We start from the raw sequence: 2,762 nt of genomic DNA, 5'->3' as shown, positions 1-2,762 counted from the left end.
TTAACTCGACCTACACAGTGGTAGTCAAAGCCCGCAGAGGCCATTTGCTCTGGTTCATACACATTTCGCAAATCGACAAATATATTGCCGGCCATAAGGTCTAATAACCGCTGAAGCTGTAGGCCTCTGAAGGCATTCCATTCGGTCATAAGCACTACAGCATCAACTCCTTTAACGGCCTCATATACATCGTCAAAGTAACTAATTGAATTAGGCAGTAGCGGCCTAGCTTCGTCCATACCTTGGGGGTCATGGGCATGAATTACGGCACCTTTATCCAGCAATGGGGGCAAAATAGATAATGCTGGGGCATCACGCATATCATCAGTTTCGGGCTTAAACGTCAGCCCTAAGACAGCGATTGTTTTGCCGGACTCCGAGCCACCAACAGCCTGCCTGATTTTTTTAACCATCATGGCTTTTTGAGCAGCATTGACCTCAACTACCGATTCAACGATACGACTGCTGACTCCGGCCTCCTGAGCTATACGCACCAGAGCGAGGGTGTCCTTGGGAAAACATGATCCGCCATAGCCTGGACCAGCATGAAGGAACTTTTTACCTATACGACCATCGAGCCCCATACCCTCGGCTACGGCCTGAACATCTGCCCCAATCACCTCGCAAAGCTGGGAGACTTCATTGATAAAACTAATCTTTGTGGCTAAAAATGCATTGGCCGCATATTTGATCAATTCGGCACTCTCTAAATTTGTTACTTGTATAGGCGCCTTTATTAAATTTAATGGTCGATATAATTCTCGCAGCAGGGTTTCAGCCTTTTCGCTCTCGACACCAATAACTACCCTATCAGGGCGCATAAAATCACTGATAGCGGCACCCTCACGCAAAAACTCAGGATTGGATGCAACATCAAAATCAGCAGTGGGGTTGTTGTCAGAGATAATACGTTGTACCTGTCGAGCGGTGCCTACTGGCACTGTGGATTTATCAACAATAACTGTGTAACCACTTAAATTCACAGCAATATCTTTCGCCGCGGCATAAACATAACTTAAATCAGCATGACCATCGCCACGACGGCTAGGGGTGCCCACCGCTATAAATATCAGATCCGCATGACTAACGGATGAGGCAAGGTCTGTAGTAAAGCTCAAACGCCCTGCCTTAACATTTTTTAAAACCAGCTCATCCAAACCTGGCTCATAAATTGGAATTTCACCAGCAGATAAACTATCAATCCTGTTTTGGTCAAGGTCTACGCATGTCACATTGACGCCAAACTCGGCAAAACATGAGCCCGAAACAAGTCCTACATAGCCCGCACCAATCATTACTACTTTCATTGCTTAACCTATTGTTATAGAAAATCGCATTAAATATTTTTTATTCTATGTTTTCCCAATACTATTTATAGTATTCCTTAAACCACTCAACAAAACGCTTCACACCCTCATCGATTGATACAGAAGGGCTGTAACCGGTATCACGCTGTAAGGCGCTTACATCTGCAAAAGTCGCCTCAACATCTCCCGGCTGCATTGGTAGCATATTTTTTTTAGCTTCTTTGCCCAAATATTTTTCCAATGTTGATATAAATCGCATTAATTCAACCGGCTCACTATTACCAATATTGTAAACTTTCCAAGGCGCCTGACTACTAGCCGGATCAGGGTTGAGGCCGCTCCATTGCGCATTGGAACTAGCTAAATTGTCCATCGCCAAGATAGTCCCAGTGACAATATCATCGATATAGGTAAAATCCCGCCTATGCTTGCCCAAATTATAAACGTCAATAGGTTTATTTTCGCAAATCGCTTTTGCGAATTTTATCGGCGCCATATCTGGGCGCCCCCACGGACCATAAACCGTAAAAAAACGTAAGCCAGTGGTTGGCAGCCCGTACAAATGACTATAGGTATGCGCCATTAATTCATTGGATTTTTTTGTCGCGGCATATAACGAAACGGGGTGGTCAACGTTATCATGCACAGAAAAAGGTAACGTCTCATTCGCGCCATAAACGGAACTAGACGAGGCATAAACAAGATGCTTGACTCCATGATGGCGACAGCCTTCAAGGATATTCATAGTCCCAACAATATTGCTGTCAATATAGGCGTGAGGGTTATCGATAGAGTAACGGACTCCCGCTTGAGCACCCAAATGAATAACTCGCTCGAACATCCCACTCTCAAATAAGCTCTCCATCGCCCCTCTGTCAGCAAGATCTATTTTGGAAAAAGTAAAATTTTCAAAGGGCTTTAGTGCTTCTAATCTATCGAGCTTGAGAGAAACCTCATAGTACTCATTAAGGCTATCAATCCCAATAATCTCATCACCACGCTGTAGCAATCGCTCAGCTACTGCGGAGCCAATAAAACCAGCTACACCTGTTATTAAAATTTTCATTTGTCTGTCTTCCAGCCATTAGCCATAGTAAATAAAACTTACAAGCGATTAGTATCTTAACTCCAGATTCTACACCCTGAGGTTACCCGTTTTTTAGCCTAATAAATCAAAAATTAATCGCTATTAACTAACGGGCCACTAACTAGCTGGTAACTATTATGCGGCTATTTTCATTCGATTTTTCAACAGCATGGAAATTCAAAGCTAGTTTGAAAACCTATGCTGACCAATACCATAGACGATGATTAGAAAGTGAATAGTAAATATTGCCAATTACTTACCTGACGTGGCGTGAATCCCAAAAGCTTTAATTATTTGTGGGGAGCTTTGCCAGAATACACCGATTTCGCCCTTCTTTTTTGGCTCGGTATAGCGCCCTGTCTGAGCGA

At 43.6% G+C, this 2,762-nt stretch carries 2 protein-coding genes; both read right to left on the bottom strand.

The window, feature by feature from the left end:
• A partial coding sequence (locus tag AACP44_RS08935) for a UDP-glucose/GDP-mannose dehydrogenase family protein (RefSeq protein ID WP_339340180.1) occupies window positions 1-1,307 on the bottom strand: 1,307 nt, incomplete at its 3' end.
• A gap of 61 nt (window positions 1,308-1,368) precedes the next feature.
• A complete protein-coding gene (locus AACP44_RS08930) occupies window positions 1,369-2,373 on the bottom strand; it encodes an NAD-dependent epimerase (protein ID WP_339340179.1) in 1,005 nt (334 codons plus the stop codon).
• Between the last annotated feature and the right edge of the window lie 389 nt (window positions 2,374-2,762).

Source organism: uncultured Oceanicoccus sp. (assembly GCF_963968385.1).
Lineage (GTDB): Bacteria > Pseudomonadota > Gammaproteobacteria > Pseudomonadales > Dasaniaceae > Oceanicoccus.
The sequence above is the reverse complement of the archived record's forward strand: the minus strand, read 5'-3'. Positions and strand labels throughout refer to the sequence as shown.